General features: G+C 66.6%; 13 protein-coding genes and 1 tRNA gene. 7 read left to right on the forward strand and 7 right to left on the reverse strand.

Annotated features, from left to right (window positions below):
- The first annotated feature begins 6 nt into the window (after positions 1–6).
- Entirely contained in the window at positions 7–423 is a 417-nt protein-coding gene (locus tag G6N26_RS06230) for a hypothetical protein (RefSeq protein ID WP_083016085.1), read from the forward strand.
- 51 nt (positions 424–474) lie between these two features.
- Here the strand turns inward: G6N26_RS06230 and coaE are convergent, their stop codons facing one another.
- From coaE to polA, 5 genes are all read right to left on the reverse strand, one after another.
- Complete coding sequence (gene coaE / locus G6N26_RS06235) at positions 475–1689, reverse strand: dephospho-CoA kinase (protein WP_083016088.1); 1215 nt, start codon at positions 1687–1689, stop codon at positions 475–477.
- 18 nt (positions 1690–1707) lie between these two features.
- A complete protein-coding gene (rpsA, locus tag G6N26_RS06240) occupies positions 1708–3150 on the reverse strand; it encodes a 30S ribosomal protein S1 (RefSeq protein WP_067172835.1) in 1443 nt (480 codons plus the stop codon).
- Between the two features lie 103 nt (positions 3151–3253).
- Positions 3254–4801 (reverse strand): carotenoid oxygenase family protein, encoded by a 1548-nt coding sequence (locus tag G6N26_RS06245; RefSeq protein WP_083016092.1) that lies wholly within the window; start codon positions 4799–4801, stop codon positions 3254–3256.
- Between the two features lie 17 nt (positions 4802–4818).
- The gene (locus tag G6N26_RS06250; RefSeq protein ID WP_067172838.1) at positions 4819–5448 is read right to left on the reverse strand and encodes a TetR family transcriptional regulator; all 630 of its coding nucleotides are present in this window, start codon (positions 5446–5448) and stop codon (positions 4819–4821) included.
- A gap of 14 nt (positions 5449–5462) precedes the next feature.
- Positions 5463–8198 carry a DNA polymerase I gene (gene polA / locus G6N26_RS06255; protein ID WP_083016095.1) on the reverse strand — a complete coding sequence of 912 codons (2736 nt, stop codon included), beginning with the start codon at positions 8196–8198 and terminating at the stop codon, positions 5463–5465.
- A gap of 89 nt (positions 8199–8287) precedes the next feature.
- Here polA and G6N26_RS06260 point away from each other — a divergent pair, with 89 nt between their 5' ends.
- A complete protein-coding gene (locus G6N26_RS06260) occupies positions 8288–8728 on the forward strand; it encodes a Zn-ribbon domain-containing OB-fold protein (RefSeq protein ID WP_067172845.1) in 441 nt (146 codons plus the stop codon).
- Positions 8725–9933 carry a lipid-transfer protein gene (locus G6N26_RS06265; protein ID WP_179960344.1) on the forward strand — a complete coding sequence of 403 codons (1209 nt, stop codon included), beginning with the start codon at positions 8725–8727 and terminating at the stop codon, positions 9931–9933. The genes G6N26_RS06260 and G6N26_RS06265 overlap by 4 nt, the downstream gene beginning before the upstream one ends.
- A 148-nt stretch (positions 9934–10081) precedes the next feature.
- Here G6N26_RS06265 and G6N26_RS06270 read toward each other — a convergent pair whose 3' ends face one another.
- The gene (locus tag G6N26_RS06270) at positions 10082–10696 is read right to left on the reverse strand and encodes an ANTAR domain-containing response regulator (protein ID WP_067172848.1); all 615 of its coding nucleotides are present in this window, start codon (positions 10694–10696) and stop codon (positions 10082–10084) included.
- Positions 10697–10809: 113 nt separating this feature from the next.
- Between G6N26_RS06270 and G6N26_RS06275 the strand changes: the two genes are divergently transcribed.
- Positions 10810–10886 (forward strand) — tRNA-Leu (locus tag G6N26_RS06275).
- Between the two features lie 340 nt (positions 10887–11226).
- Here G6N26_RS06275 and G6N26_RS06280 read toward each other — a convergent pair.
- Positions 11227–11421, reverse strand: a complete 195-nt coding sequence (locus G6N26_RS06280; protein ID WP_131813344.1) for a hypothetical protein — start codon at positions 11419–11421, stop codon at positions 11227–11229.
- A 197-nt stretch (positions 11422–11618) separates the two neighbouring features.
- Between G6N26_RS06280 and G6N26_RS06285 the strand changes: the two genes are divergently transcribed.
- The 3 genes from G6N26_RS06285 to G6N26_RS06295 all read left to right on the forward strand — a co-directional run bounded on the left by G6N26_RS06285 (position 11619) and on the right by G6N26_RS06295 (position 15142).
- Positions 11619–12950 carry an adenylate/guanylate cyclase domain-containing protein gene (locus tag G6N26_RS06285; protein WP_067172852.1) on the forward strand — a complete coding sequence of 444 codons (1332 nt, stop codon included), beginning with the start codon at positions 11619–11621 and terminating at the stop codon, positions 12948–12950.
- A 27-nt stretch (positions 12951–12977) separates the two neighbouring features.
- Complete coding sequence (locus tag G6N26_RS06290) at positions 12978–13583, forward strand: HdeD family acid-resistance protein (RefSeq protein WP_372509334.1); 606 nt, start codon at positions 12978–12980, stop codon at positions 13581–13583.
- Between the two features lie 86 nt (positions 13584–13669).
- Positions 13670–15142: a cytochrome ubiquinol oxidase subunit I gene (locus G6N26_RS06295; RefSeq protein ID WP_083016101.1), complete on the forward strand. Its 1473-nt coding sequence runs from the start codon at positions 13670–13672 to the stop codon at positions 15140–15142.
- Positions 15143–15180: the final 38 nt, after the last annotated feature.

A 15180-nucleotide genomic window follows, 5' to 3' on the forward strand; every position in this document is an offset into this window, starting at 1 on the left:
CCGGCTATGAGCTGCAAAGGCCGCAGGTTCCTGCCGATCGCCGCGGTGACGGTGCTCGCGGCCGGGGCCCAGCTGTATCCGGCGACCGCAAGCGCGGATCTGCACAACATCACCTACCGCGCCAGGATCGACGGCGTCACGACAGGCAGTCAGGCCACGTTCGTGATCAACGGCGGCCAGACGAACACGGCCGGGCTGAGCTCGATGCCCGGCAACGCATTCGAGGCCGACACGGTGTTGCCCGATCCGCAGCAGGCCGGCATGCGCATCATGCTGCACTTCCCGTACTCGGCGAACGTGCACTGCGAAATCGACGTGGACGACAACGTTTTCGTCCAGGCCGACCAGATGGTCAGGCCGGTGGCCGGGAACGCCGATCCCAACAACGGCGCGCTGCAGTGCGGGGCGCCGCTGCCTGGCTAGGGGCGATCGCAAGCGCGGCGAAACCGGGCGCAGCGGGTCGCCCCCATCGGCCTAGGGCTTCCAGCCCGTCGAGTCGGCCCACTCCCAGGCCCGCCGGTAGGCGTCGAGAAACCACGGCTCTTTCACGGCGACGTAGCCCGCGGTGTCTCCCCCGCCGTCGGTTTCGGCGGTGCGCTTGACGCTCAGGTACTCGGCGCGCGCATCGGGGTCAGCGGTCAACCAGTCGACGAACAGAAGGGCGAACTGCTGATTGGGCCACCCGTCCACCCGGATGTGCACATTGGTGGGCCGGCCGGGATCCGCCGAGGCATGAATCCGCTTGGACCACAACGCCGGATCGTCATCGCGGTCGTAGCGGTCGACGGTGCTGCGCGCCTCGCTCTTGGCGACATCCTCGACGATGCGCTCGATGCGCGGGTACCCCGCGGACAACAACGGTTCGGCGAGTTCGTCGGCGACGGCCAGGGATTCGACGGTGACCTGGACGTCGATGACATCCTTGGCCGGAAAATCCGGCACGGCGGTCGAACCGATGTGGTCGACGCGTAACGCCCGGTGCCCGCAGGTCGTCCTCAGGCGGTTGAGGATTCGCTGCGCCTGGTCCGGCCAGGCGGGGTCGGGCGGCACCAACCGGGCCGGCGCCCGGGCGATCTGACCCGTGCTCAGATTGTGGGCGAACGGCACGATGCGCTGGTCCCACACCTCCTGGGCGCGCTGCACCAAGTCTTGGGGGCTGCCCGAGTTGTCCACCCAGATGTCGGCGACCGCACGGCGCTGGTCGTCGCCGGCCTGTGCGGCGATCCTGGCGCGGGCATCGTCTTCGGCCATGCCGCGCTGGTCGACCAGCCGCCGCAACCGCACCTCGACATCGGCGTACACGATGACCACGAGCGGGAACAGCGGCGCCATCCCGGACTCCACCAGCAGCGGAATGTCCTCGACGACAACGGAATCGGCGGGTACCGACGCGATGATCTCCGCCCGGCGCTTGCCCACGAGCGGGTGCACGATGCCATTCAGCCGCTGGCGCGCCTCGTCGTCACGAAAGGCCTTGGCGGCCAACGCCGGCCGATCCAGCGATCCGTCCGGCAGCAGGATGTCGGCACCGAACGCATCGACAAGGGCCGCCAGCCCTTCGGTGCCCGGCTGGACCACCTCACGCGCGATGACGTCCCCGTCGACGATGACGGCGCCGCACCGCGCGAACGTGGACGACAGCGCCGACTTGCCGGCGCCGATGCCACCGGTCAACCCGACACGCAGCATGGCGTCCTCAGGTCAGGGTCACGCGTTGCCGGCGAGTTTCTCCCGCAGCGCGGCCAATTGGGCATCGCTGGCCAGCGATCCGCCCGCCTTCTCCGGGGGCGCACCGTTGCCCGGCGACTGCTCGCCGGAGGTGTGGCCGGCGGCCTCGGCCGCGGCGAACTTCTCCATCTGCGCGGTGTGCATCTTGTGCCGGCGCTCGGCCTCGGCGTAGCGGGCTTCCCACTCGGTGCGCTGCTTGTCGAAGCCCTCGAGCCATTCGTTGGTCTCGGAGTCGAAGCCCTCGGGGAAGATGTAGTTGCCCTGCTCGTCGTAGCTGTCGGCCATGCCGTACTTCGCCGGGTCGAACTCGTCGGTGTAGTCCTCGTTGGCCTGCTTGAGCGACAGCGAGATCCGGCGACGCTCCAGGTCGATGTCGATGACCTTGACCATCGCGTCGTCGCCGACGGCAACCACCTGGTCGGGAACCTCGACGTGGCGCTCGGCCAGCTCGGAGATGTGCACCAGGCCCTCGATGCCCTCCTCCACGCGCACGAACGCGCCGAACGGAACCAGCTTGGTGACCTTGCCGGGCACGATCTGGCCGATGGCGTGGGTGCGGGCGAAGTGGCGCCACGGGTCTTCCTGAGTCGCCTTGAGCGACAACGAAACCCGCTCGCGGTCCATATCGACGTCGAGCACCTCGACGGTGACCTCGTCGCCCACCTGAACCACCTCGGACGGGTGGTCGATGTGCTTCCAGGACAGCTCGGAGACGTGCACCAGACCGTCCACACCGCCGAGGTCGACGAACGCGCCGAAGTTGACGATGGAGGAGACGACACCCTTGCGGATGGCGCCCTTCTGCAGCTGGTTGAGGAACTCGCTGCGCACCTCGGACTGCGTCTGCTCCAGCCATGCCCGGCGGGACAGCACCACGTTGTTGCGGTTCTTGTCCAGCTCGATGATCTTGGCCTCGATCTCCTTGCCGATGTACGGCTGCAGATCGCGCACCCGGCGCATCTCGACCAGCGAGGCGGGCAGGAAGCCGCGCAACCCGATGTCGAGGATCAGGCCACCCTTGACCACCTCGATGACGGTGCCCTTGACGGCCTCGTCCTTCTCCTTGAGCGCCTCGATGGTGCCCCAGGCGCGCTCATACTGCGCGCGCTTCTTGGACAGGATCAGGCGACCCTCTTTGTCCTCCTTGGTGAGAACGAGGGCTTCGACCTCGTCGCCCACGGAAACGACCTCATTGGGGTCGACGTCGTGCTTGATCGAGAGCTCGCGGGCGGGGATGACCCCTTCGGTCTTGTAGCCGATGTCGAGGAGCACCTCGTCCCGGTCCACTTTGACGATCGTGCCCTCGACGATGTCGCCATCGTTGAAGTACTTGATCGTTTTGTCTATTGCGGCAAGAAAGTCCTCGCTGGAGCCAATGTCGTTGACGGCTACTTGGGGCGAGGTGACGGCGGGACTCGGCATATTGTTGGGGTGCTCCGGACAGGTTTGGTCGTAGGGACAATTGGGATTTACCCATCGAGGCTACTCGACTGTGCACACGCTGGCCAAACCCAGTCCCGAGGGCTCACCCGCTTCGGTGCGCCACCCGGTCGGTGAAGGCGCCGTGATAGCTCATCGGCACGTGGAACGGCAGCCACGCCTCCGCGATCGGGCCGTCGGCCACGCGGGCCGCGTCGACCACCATCAACCTGCTGCGATGCTGTGCTTCGTGGTATCCGACGGTGAGTAGCCAACCGTCGTCCTCGGCCGTTCCGCCGGGCCGCGGTACAAACGTCGGCTCCACCAATACGTCCCCGGGCGGGCAATAGGTCTGGGCCGCGCCGGTGCGGTGATCGACGCGGGCTAATCCTTGTTGGGGCCCACGCCCCCGATACCTGGCCGGGTCCTGGACCGTCACGTAGGACACGTCGTGGCGCGTCGTGGAACGCCGCTGGTCGATCTGCGGGAACTCGCACCCGAAATCGGCCAACGGCTCGCGGGACACGCGCCCCGACGGCGCGATCCGGAACCGCGTCAGCACCACCGCGTCCTCGATGGCTCCGTAGTCGTCGACCTGGGCGATATCCGACCGGATGTGTGCGGTGTATTTCTTCATGCCGGCGTAGGTCTGGGGCACGAACCGCGGCAGCTCGACGACGACATCGTCGCCGTCGTCATACGCGTTGGTGAAATGCCAGTGATAGAACGGCTCCGTCTCGACCACCCGCACCCGATCCCCATCGCGCGGGGCGAGAACGAAATAGGACGGCGCATCCGGCTGGAAAAGGATGGATTCCCAATAGGATTGGCGGCCCGCGAGCGCCCACGGATTGATCCGCAGCGGCGACACCACAAAGATCGCGTAGCGCCGGGTCAACGCCATGTCGTGCACCACGCCCATCCCCGGCAGCGGCACCGCACGCAGGTAACGGGTCACCCCGTTCGCGCCGGTCTCATAGAGGCGCAGGCGCATCCGCGGCACCGCCTCCGCGGCCAACTCCCGCAGCCGCCGCCACCGCTCGCCGCCGCGCGTCCCGCGCAACACGTGGCCGAGGTCGATGCGCGGGAAGTACGGGTCGAACCCGAAGTTGAGTTTGGTGTTGGTGGCCGGGTCGTAGGTGTAGTGCGCCGAATAGGCCCGGACCGGGCCCCTGAGCGCCCCGCCGAGGTTGGACGGCCCGATGGTGTCCAGGGTGTCGAGATCGAGTTCGTGCGGCGGGCCGCCCTCCCAGAGCGCCAGCAGCTGGTTGCGGTTGACCATGACGCTCGTGTTGGCGGTGTTCGCCGGCAGCCGCAGCGCGTTGGCCAGCGCGCCGCCGTCGCGCTGGTAGGCGAACCCGCGGTCCACCAGCCGCCCGGCCGCCGTCGACCTCAGGTAGTGCCGGGTGCGCACGAAGCGGTTGCGAAAACGCACTCGGGATCCGTCGAGCACAAAGGCGCTGACCATTCCGTCGGCATCAAAGATGCTTTCCACCTGTGTCGATCCGACGGTCCAGCGGCCCGAACCGTTCCGGTACAAGGTGCCGGCCAGGCCGTCGGGGATCGTTCCGGTGATCTCGGTGACGTCGACATCGGTTTCGCCGACGATGTTTTCCCAGTAGCGTGACGGAGCTTGAACGTCTGCCAGAACCATAAAAGACAGTGTGTCTATTATGGCTGGGCGCTGTCAATGGTCTTGATGTCGTCGGCGTTGAACGGCAGCGCGGCGCCACCGTCCCAGCACAGCGCGGTGAGGTGTTCGACGAGCGCCGCCCGCGGCATGGTTCCGGCACGGCACCACCATTCCGCGGCCGACACCGCCGACCCGACGATGGCCCGCGACCAGGGCGCCGCCGCCATGCGTGCCGCCTCCGAGTCGGATGACGAGGTCAGCATCCATTCGACCGCGCCGGCCAGTTGCTCGAAGACACTGGTCGACGGGTCGCCGGTCAGGGCGCGATAGAGGTTCGGCTCGGCCTCCATCCACGCGCTGATCACGTCGAAAAACAACGCCATCCGCTCCCGAAGGTCGGTGGAACCGGCTGCGCGAGTGGTGATTTCGGCGAGCAGTCGCTGCGAAGTGCGCTTGCTCAGCTCGGCCAGCAGCGCGTCCCGGCCGGGGTACATGGCATAGACCGCCGACCGGACGAAACCGGCCTCGCCCGCGATGTCGACCAATCCGGCCGACGGGCCCTTGGCGCGGATCACCCGCTCGGCGGCGTCGAGAAGCTCCGAGCGCCGCTCGCCCGGATCCACCCGCGAACCCGCCGGGCGACCTCGACTGCGCTTTCCCGGGGGCATCGACGGTGGCCTTGTCAGTGCGCCGCAGCGTCCCAGCTGCGCCCGTAGCCCACCGAGACCTCGAGCGGGACGTCCAGCGGGTAGGCGCCGCCCATCGTGTCGCGCACCAGGGCTTCGAGCTGTTCGCGTTCCCCCGGCGCGACCTCGAACAACAGCTCGTCGTGCACCTGCAACAGGATCCGGGAGGAAAGCCCGGCGTCCTTGATCGCCTTGTCGGTTTCGATCATCGCCACCTTGATGATGTCGGCGGCGCTGCCCTGGATGGGCGCGTTGAGCGCCGCCCGCTCGGCCGCCTCGCGCACCTGGCGGTTGCTGCTGTCGAGTTCGGGCAGATAGCGGCGGCGACCGAACACCGTCGACGTGTAGCCGTCCTTGCGCGCCTGTTCCACGACGTCCATCAGGTAGTCGCGGACCCCGCCGAACCGGGCGAAGTATTGCTCCATCTGGTCTTTGGCCTCTTCGGTGGAGATCTTGAGCTGGGCGGACAGCCCGTAGGCGCTCAACCCGTAGGCCAGCCCGTAGGACATGGCCTTGACCCGGCGGCGCAGCTCGGCGGTGACCTCCTCGATCGGCACGCCGAAGGCCCGCGAGGCCACGAACGAGTGCAGGTCCTCACCGGTGTTGAAGGCCTCGATGAGCCCTGCGTCCTTGGACAGGTGGGCCATGATCCGCATCTCGATCTGGCTGTAGTCGGCGGTCATCAGCTCGCTGTAGCCGGCGCCGACCACAAACGCGTCGCGGATCCGCCGGCCGGCCTCGGTGCGGATCGGAATGTTCTGCAGGTTCGGCTCGGTCGAGGACAACCTGCCGGTGGCCGCGATCGTCTGGTTGAACGTGGTGTGGATGCGCCCGTCGGAGGCCACCGAATTCAGCAGGCCGTCGACGGTGACCTTGAGCCTGGTGGCGTCACGGTGGGCCAGCAGATGCTGCAGGAACGGGTGGCCGGTCTTGTCGAACAGCGACTGCAGCGCGTCCGCGTCGGTGGTGTAGCCGGTCTTGGTGCGCTTGGTCTTCGGCATCTCCAGCTCGTCGAAGAGCACCGTCTGCAACTGTTTGGGCGAGCCCAGGTTGATCTGCTTGCCGATCACCGCATACGCCGCTTCGGCCGCGTCGCGGATCAGATGGGCGAAATCGCTTTGCAGCTCGGTCAGCAGCTCCAAATCGACTGCGATACCGGCGTTTTCCATTCCCGCCAGCACCCGCTGCACCGGCAGCTCCATGCCGCTGAGCAACGAGGTCGAGTTGATGCGGGCCAGCTCCTCGTCGAGCGCGTCGGCCAGATCCAGCACCGCCACGGCACGCAAGAGCAGCGTCTGCACCGCCTGGTCGTCGGTGCCGTCGGTGTCATCCAGCAGCGAAAGCTGTTGCTGTTCCGGGTTTTCGGCGCGCAACTCGCGGCGTAGGTAGCGCAGCGACAGGTCGTCGAGGGAGAAGCTGCGCTGCCCGGGGCGCACCAGGTAGGCCGCCAGCGCGGTGTCGGAGGTGACGCCGGCCAGCGCCCAGCCCCGTCCGGTCAGATCGTGCATGGCCAGCTTGGCTTCGTGCAGCGCCTTGGGCGGGCCGGGATCGGCCAGCCAGGACGCCAGCGCCGCCTCGTCCTCGGGGTCCAGCGTCGCGGTGTCGATGTAGCGGCCCTCGCCGTCGGCGGAGACGATGGCCAGCGCGGTGGCGTCGGCGTCGTAGGCCAGGTGGGTGCCGACGACGGCCAGCCCGAAGCGCTTCCCCGAGCTGTGTTCGGCCAACCACACCGCCAGCTCGCCGGCTTCCAGCGCGCCGCCGCGCACGTCGAAGCCCTCGTCGACCTCGGGCTCCACCGCGGCCAGAGTTTCGAAGAGCCGGTCGCGCAGCACCCGGAATTCCAGGTCGTCGAAAAGCCGGTGGATCTGGTCGCGGTCCCACGGCTGCAGCCGCAGCGTGTCGGGCGTCTGGGCCAGCGGCACGTCTTTGACCAGGTCGGTGAGCTCGCGGTTGCGGATCACGCTGGCCAGGTGTTCGCGCAGCGCGTCGCCCACCTTGCCGCGCACCGAATCGACGTTGTCGACCAGCGCCTGCAGCGACCCGTACTCGCCGATCCATTTGGAGGCGGTCTTCTCCCCCACGCCGGGAATGCCGGGCAGGTTGTCGCTGGGGTCGCCGCGCAGGGCGGCGAAGTCGGGGTACTGCGTGGGCGTCAGCCCGTACTTCTCGACGACGGCGTCAGGAGTGAAGCGGGTCAATTCGCTGACGCCCTTGCGGGGATAGAGCACCGTCACGTTCTCGCTGACCAACTGCAACGAATCGCGGTCCCCGGTGACCACCAGCACGCGATAGCCCTCGTTTTCGGCCTGGGTGGCCAAGGTGGCGATCAGGTCGTCGGCCTCGAATCCCGCCTCGGCGAGCACCGTGATGCCCAGGGCCGCCAGGACCTCCTTGGTGATGTCGATCTGGCCGTGGAACTCGTCGGGCGTCGCCGACCGATTGGCCTTGTACTCCGGATAGCGCTCGGAACGGAAGGTCTGCCGTGACACGTCGAAGGCCGCGGCGATGTGGGTGGGGGCCTCGTCGCGCAGCAGGTTGATCAGCATGGCCGTGAAGCCGTAGACCGCGTTGGTGGTCAGCCCGCCGCGGGTTTTGAAGTTCTCGGCGGGCAGCGCATAGAACGCCCGAAACGCCAGGGAATTGCCGTCCAGCAGCATGAGCGTCGGCCTGGTTTGTTCCTCGCTGGCCTTCGTAGCGGTTTTGGTGGCGGGCACGGCTTTCACTTTAGGCATCCGGTGCGACGAGTTACGCGCCACGACCGTGCCGGCCGCAGAACTGCAACACGTTTCAGTTTTGTGCATGGGCTGGGTACGCTGGCCCGGTGCCAGAAGTCATCCGACAAGAACCGGCGGTCGATGGATGGTTCGCCACCGACGACGCCGGCGTCCCGCATCTGATCGGCAGTAAATGCCCCGAATGCGGCACCTACGTCTTCCCCCCGCGGGCGAACAATTGCCCCAATCCGGGTTGCGCCAGCGACACGCTGGAATCGGTCGCCCTGTCGACGCGGGGAAAGCTGTGGAGCTACACCGAGAACCGGTACGCGCCACCGCCGCCCTACCCGTCGCCGGACCCCTTCGAGCCGTTCGCCGTCGCCGCGGTGGAGCTGGCGAAGGAGGGCCTGATCGTGCTGGGCAAGGTCGTCGAGGGCACGCTGGCCGCCGACTTGAAGGTCGGCATGGAGATGGAACTGGCGACCATGCCGCTCTACACCGACGACGACGGCGTGCTGCGCATCGTGCACGCGTGGAGGCGAGCCTGATGAGTAGCGCACCCGAACCGCTGTACATCCTGGGCGCCGGGATGCACCCCTGGGGTAAGTGGGGCAACGATTTCACCGAGTACGGGGTGGCCGCGGCCCGGGCCGCGCTGAACGAAGCCGGCCTGGACTGGCGACAGATTCAGTTGGTGGCCGGCGCGGACACCATCCGCAACGGCTACCCCGGGTTCGTCGCGGGCGCGACGTTCGCCCAGAAGCTCGGGTGGAACGGCGTGCCGGTCAGCTCGAGCTACGCCGCGTGCGCCAGCGGCTCGCAGGCGCTGCAGGCCGCCCGGGCCCAGATCCTGGCCGGCTTCTGCGATGTCGCCCTCGTCATCGGCGCGGATACCACGCCGAAGGGATTTTTCGCCCCGGTCGGCGGCGAGCGCAAGAACGATCCCGACTGGCAGCGGTTCCACCTGATCGGCGCCACCAACCCGGTGTACTTCGCGCTGCTGGCGCGGCGGCGGATGGACCTCTACGGCGCCACACTGGAGGATTTCGCCCAGGTCAAGGTCAAGAACTCGCGGCATGGCCTGCAGAACCCGAACGCCCGGTACCGCAAGGAGGTGTCAGTCGAGGACGTGCTGGCCAGCGCGGTGGTGTCCGACCCGTTGCGGCTGCTGGACATCTGCGCCACCTCCGATGGCGCGGCCGCGCTGATCGTGGCCAGCGCGAAGTTCGCCCGCGAACACCTCGGCTCGCTGGCCGGTGTCCCGTCGGTGCGGGCGGTGAGCACGGTCACCCCGAACTATCCGCAGCACCTGCCCGAATTGCCGGACATCGCAACGGATTCCACCGCCGCGGTGCCCGCCCCCGATCGGGCGTTCAAGGACCATATCCTCGACGCGGCCTATGCCGAGGCGGGCGTCGGGCCCGAGGACGTGAGCCTGGCCGAGGTCTACGACCTGTCCACCGCGCTGGAGCTCGACTGGTACGAACACCTGGGCCTGTGCCCCAAGGGCGAAGCCGAGGCGCTGCTGCGCAGCGGCGCCACCACCATCGGCGGCCGGGTCCCCGTCAACGCCTCCGGCGGGCTGGCCTGCTTCGGGGAGGCCATCCCCGCGCAGGCGATCGCTCAGGTCTGCGAGCTGACCTGGCAGCTGCGCGGTCAGGCCACGGGTCGACAGGTGGAAAACGCCACGGTCGGGATCACCGCCAACCAGGGGCTGTTCGGGCACGGGTCGTCGGTGATCGTCGCCCGCTAGAGAGTACCGCCGCGTTGGCTTCCGTTGTGCGGCCAGGGTTTTGAGCGTGAAGCCACGGTTTTGAGTGTGAAGCCTGGGCGCGGATTGCCGGCGTGTCATCGCCGAGGGTTCACACCCAAGGCCAACGATTCACACTGGACGGCTCGGGCTACTCCTTGGACGGGTCCAGGGTCTCCAGGACGACCTCGGCCACCCGCTTCATCGTGGTCCGCCGGTCCATGGCGGCGCGCTGAATCCACTTGAACGCCTCGGGCTCGCTCATGCCCTGTTCGGTCTGCAGCAGGCCCTTGGCGCGCTCCACGAGCTTGCGGGTCTCCAGCCGATCGGACAGCGTCGCCACCTCGCGTTCGAGCTCGGCGATCTCGCCGAAGCGGCTGACGGCCAATTCGATCGCCGGGATCAGGTCGCTGATGGTGAACGGCTTCACCAGGTAGGCCATCGCCCCGGCGTCCCGGGCCCGCTCGACCAGGTCGCGCTGACTGAACGCGGTCAACACGACGATCGGGGCGATGCGCTTGCTGGCGATCTCCGAGGCCGCATCGATGCCGTCGCGGCGGGGCATCTTCACGTCCATGATCACCAGGTCCGGCCGATGGCGCTCGGCCAACTCAACGGCCTCCTGCCCGTCGCCGGCCTCGCCGACGATCTCGTAACCCTCCTCTCGGAGCATCTCGGCGAGATCCAGTCGGATGAGCGCCTCGTCTTCAGCGATCAGGACCCGGCGCGGCACAGCGGCGTCGGTGTCGGTCGTGGGGCCTGTCATGACGGATATTGTGTCGCGCACGCCTCAGACCAGCGTGCGCGGGGGCAGTGTGGCAGGTGAGGACACCAAATCCTCTATGGTGGGAGGCTGCCTCTAAGGTAAGAGGCCGGCAAGCCCTCGTATCCCAACTGGCAGAGGAAACGGATTCAAAACCCGTCCAGTGTGAGTTCGAATCTCACCGAGGGCACCAGCAGCGCGGTCGGTCGGCCGGCTCGTCCGCGCCGCCGGCGTTCCGGTACCGGAGCGGCGCTTTCGCCGGCATAACCGGGTCGCAAGTTTCTATAACGGGCTTATTACCTTCCAATGGTATGGAATTCGCCGAATTTCAAAACCTCGCGCATTTCTATTGGTTTGCATTGCCCGCGGGGATATCGCCCTAAAAAGATCACTTGAATTCATAATGTGGCGCGCGGCGCGCGGCCGACATCGACATGGATAGCGGCGGCGCCGAATGACGATCGGCAACGTCGGCCGTCGGCCTCGCTATCGGTCCCGGGCGATCCCGCGGGAACCCGCGCGAGGCGACAGGCTCAGTCGCCGAACGATCGCGTGACGCACACCTGGCCCGAAGCCGAAACCTCCGGCCCCGCGGTGTAATTGCCGATGGAATCGCCCGCCACCCGCAGCAGCCAGCTCGGCTCACTACAGGCAATGCTGCAGCCGTCCATGAGCATGGCGGTAAGGGCAATGAGCGACGCAAGGACGATTCTTTTCAGACCCGCCATCAGGCACCCCTTAGTCGAGGCGAACGCGTGTCACGCAGGACGTGCGACACGTGTTGAATAACCGAACCAAATGACTCGTAAACCCGACAAAAACCCGATAACTAGATGGTTATCAGACTGGGCAAACTTACGGGGGCGAAAACGAGATATTCATTAGACAGCCGACAAATACCCTGCTCGGCGGTTAGGCTTGCTGCGTGGCGGCCAAGGATTGTGGTGGCCCACCGCGATGGCCAGACGGCTTGTCGAAGCGCCCGGACTGTGTAGCCGCGGCGCGGGCTCAGTCGCGCGCCCGCAACCAGCACTATGCCGACAGCGCCGCGCGCCAATACCGGGTGCTCGCGATCGCCGCGTGGCTGGCCGTGCTGGTCTGTGTCGACTTCGTGGCGTTGCAGTTGATCACCGGAGTCTGGACGTGGCAGATCATCTCGCTCAACGCCGTCGCCGCGATGATCTTCGCCGCCGTGCCGTGGCTGCACCGCTTCGGTGACCTGGTTGCGCCGCTGACCTTTATCGGCGCCGCCTACGTCACGGTCTTCGCCAGTACGTGGGACGCCGGCACGGCCACGGGCGCGCAGTTCTTCTTTTTGGTGGGAGCGTGCCTGGCGGTGCTGCTGCTGGGCATTGAACACACGGTCTTGGCGGCAGGCGTCTCGGCGATCGGGGCCGGGCTGGTGATCGCGTTGGAGTTCCTGGTCCCGCGCGACACCGGGTTGCAGCCGGCGTGGGCGCAATCCATGACCTTCGTCGTCACCATCGTCTCCGCGTGCGTGATGGTGTTCGTGGCGGTGTGGTTCGCCCTGCGCGATACCCAGCGCGCCGAGGCGGTGATGGAAGCCGAGTACGAACGCTCGGAAGCATTGCTGGCCAACATGTTGCCGGGCAGCATCGCCGAGCGGCTCAAGAGCTCGTCCCGCAGCGTCATCGCCGACAAATACGACGAGGTCTCCGTTCTGTTCGCCGACATCGTCGGATTCACCGAACGCGCCAGCACCACCACCCCGGCCGACCTGGTGCGATTTTTGAACCGGCTGTACGGCGCCTTCGACGAGCTGGTCGACAAACACGGCCTCGAGAAGATCAAAGTCAGCGGCGACTCCTACATGGTGGTCAGTGGGGTACCGCGGGCACGCCCGGATCACGCCTTCGCCCTCGCCGATTTCGCTCTCGACATGGCCAATGTCGCCGCCGCACTGAAGGATCCGCACGGCGACGCGGTCCCGCTGCGGATGGGCATGGCCTGTGGACCCGTGGTCGCGGGCGTCGTGGGCTCGCGCCGGTTCTTCTACGACGTGTGGGGCGACGCGGTCAACGTCGCCTCGCGGATGGAATCCACCGATTCGGTCGGCCGCATCCAGGTGCCCGAGGCGATGTACGAGCGGCTCAAGAACGAGTTCGTCCTGCAGGAGCGCGGCCGCATCGAAGTCAAGGGCAAGGGAGTCATGCGCACCTGGTATCTCATCGGCCGCAAGGCGGACGACGAGCCCGCAGACCTGCTCACCCGGCGACCACACAGCGCCCACGTCTGATCAAAGTCCCTATACCGTGGCCCGCGTTTGTGTCAGACTGCGGCCATGACTATCTCCCCTGGCTCTCCTGGAACCCACCCCGTTCCAAGCTTGCTGCCGCATCTGTGGAAATCCGCTCTGCTGTCGGGAATTCTGTCGCTCGTCCTCGGTGTCCTGGTGCTGGCGTGGCCGGGAATTTCCATCCTGGTCGCCGCCGTCGCCTTCGGCGTGTATCTGCTCATCACCGGTATCGCGCAGGTCGTCTTCGCGTTCTCGCTGCACGTCTCGGCGGGGAGCCGGATCCTGTTGTTCATCAGCGGCGCCGCGTCGCTGATTCTCGCACTGCTCGCGTTCCGCCACTTCGGTCAGGGATACGCAATTCTGCTGCTGGCCATCTGGATTGGCATCGGGTTCATCTTCCGCGGTGTCGCGACGACGATTTCGGCGGTCAGCGACCCGCACCTGCCGGGCCGGGGCTGGAACATCTTCCTCGGCGCGCTCAGCCTGCTGGCCGGCATCGTGGTCCTGGCATCACCGTTCGAATCGATTGTCACCCTGGCGATCGTGGTCGGCGCGTGGTTCGTGGTCATCGGAATTTTCGAGATCATTTCGTCCTTCGGCATCCGCAAGGCGTCCAACACCCTCAGCGGCTGACGCGGGCGCCGGTAGCGCGGGCACCCACGCATCTACTACACTCTGTCGTAGCCGTTGATCGGGCCTCCGCAGTCGGGAGATGACAGATGAATGTCGTCGATATTTCGCGGTGGCAGTTCGGTATTGTTACCGTCTACCACTTCATCTTTGTGCCGCTCACGATCGGTTTGGCGCCGCTGATCGCCATCATGCAGACGGTGTGGGTGGCCACCGGCAACACCGCGTGGTATCGGCTGACCAAGTTCTTCGGCAAGCTGTTTTTGATCAACTTCGCCATCGGCGTGGCGACCGGCATCGTCCAAGAATTCCAGTTCGGGATGAACTGGAGCGAGTACTCGCGCTTCGTCGGCGATATCTTCGGTGCCCCGCTGGCGATGGAAGGGTTGTTCGCCTTCTTCTTCGAATCCACGTTCATCGGCTTGTGGATATTCGGCTGGAGCCGGCTGCCGAAGCTGCTCCACCTGGCCTGTATCTGGATCGTCGCGATCGGTGTCAACGCCTCGGCATTCTTCATCATCGCGGCGAACTCGTTCATGCAACACCCGGTCGGCGCGCACTACAATCCAGTGACGCGACGCGCCGAGCTGGACAGCATTTTCGCCCTGCTCTCCAATAACACTGCGCAAGCCGCGTTTTCACATACCGTGGCGGGAGCGCTGCTGACCGCGGGCACCTTCGTCGCCGCCGTCAGCACCTGGTGGATGGTGCGCTCACGCACGACGGGGTCCACCACCGAGGCCGCGGAAACCGAGGCCCGCATCATGTTTCGCCCCGCGGCGATCCTGGGCTCTGGGGTCGTGCTGCTCGCCGCGGTCGGCCTGTTCTTCACCGGCGATCGGCAGGGCAAGCTGATGTTCGTCCAGCAGCCGATGAAGATGGCGTCGGCGGAGGCGTTGTGCCACACCCAAACCGACCCCGACTTCTCGGTGCTGACCATCGGCACCCACAACAACTGCGGCAGCGTCACCGAAGTGATCAAGGCGCACTACGTGCTGCCGTTCCTGGCCGAGGGCAAGCTCAGCGGCGTGACGCTGCAGGGGGTGAACGAGCTGCAGCAGCAGTATCAGCACCGCTTCGGCCCCGACGACTACCGGCCGAATCTGTTCGTCACCTACTGGTCCTTCCGGTTGATGATCGGGTTTTTGGTGTTCCCCGTAATGTTCGCCCTGGCAGTGCTGTGGCTGACCCGCGCCGGACGAACTCCCAAGAGCCGCTGGGTTTCCTGGTTCGCGCTGCTCACCATCCCCACGCCGTTTTTGGCCAACATCTCGGGTTGGGTGTTCACCGAAATGGGCCGCCAGCCATGGGTGGTGGCGCCGAACCCGACCGGTGATCCGTTGGTCCGGATGACCGTCCGCGAAGGCGTGTCGAATCACGTGCCGGGCATGGTCATCACGTCGCTGGTGACCTTCACCCTCGTCTATGCGGTTCTCGCGGTCCTGTGGTTCTTTCTGCTCAAGCGCTACACCGTCGAAGGCCCACTGGAACACGACGCGGAGCCCGCTCCCCCGCAGGCGCCCAGCGCTGACGAGGTGGCGCCCCTGTCGTTCGCCTACTGAGGCGTGCTGGCGCATATCGACGCCGAAAGGAGCTGATC

The organism is Mycobacterium marseillense (genome assembly GCF_010731675.1).
Classification (GTDB): domain Bacteria; phylum Actinomycetota; class Actinomycetes; order Mycobacteriales; family Mycobacteriaceae; genus Mycobacterium; species Mycobacterium marseillense.